Origin of the sequence: Streptococcus mitis (assembly GCF_003942695.1) — a bacterium.
Lineage (GTDB): Bacteria > Bacillota > Bacilli > Lactobacillales > Streptococcaceae > Streptococcus > Streptococcus mitis_BD.
The window spans coordinates 1-737 of record NZ_RJNU01000030.1 but is presented as its reverse complement, the minus strand read 5'-3'; the positions used below and the strand labels follow the sequence as shown (position 1 = coordinate 737).

Genomic DNA, 737 nt, shown 5'->3' with positions numbered 1-737 from the left:
AGCTGATACAGATGCTGAGTGGCTTGCACTTGCTGAAGCACTTTGACTAGCACTTGCTGAGCTTGATGCTGATTGGCTCGCACTGATGCTTGCACTTACAGATGCTGATGCACTTTGGCTAGCTGACACAGACGCAGAGTGGCTCGCGCTTGCTGAGATAGAAGCTGAGTTCTGGTTGTTAGATGCTGAAGCTGAAGCACTTTGGCTTGCGCTTACTGATGCTGAAGCTGAGTCGCTTGCACTTGCTGAAGCACTTTGACTAGCATTTGCTGAGCTTGATGCTGATTGGCTCGCACTGATGCTTGCACTTACAGATGCTGATGCACTTTGGCTAGCTGACACAGACGCAGAGTGGCTCGCGCTTGCTGAGATAGAAGCTGAGTTCTGGTTGTTAGATGCTGAAGCTGAAGCACTTTGGCTTGCGCTTACTGATGCTGAAGCTGAGTCACTTGCACTTACAGAAGCTGATGCGCTTTGGCTAGCTGATACTGATGCTGAGTCGCTTGCACTTGCTGAAGCACTTTGACTAGCGCTTGCTGAGCTTGATGCTGATTGGCTCGCACTGATGCTTGCTGATACAGATGCTGAAGCACTTTGGCTTGCACTAATTGACGCAGAGTGGCTCGCGCTTGCTGAGATAGAAGCTGAGTTCTGGTTGTTAGATGCTGAAGCTGAAGCACTTTGGCTTGCAGATACTGATGCGCTAGCTGAGTGACTTGCACTTACAGATGCTGAAG

General features: G+C 49.9%; 1 protein-coding gene. It reads right to left on the bottom strand.

What is annotated here, in order from left to right; translation table 11 throughout:
* Nucleotides 1-737 (bottom strand): hypothetical protein (locus tag D8852_RS09925; protein ID WP_185755616.1); only part of this gene is annotated, 737 nt, incomplete at both ends.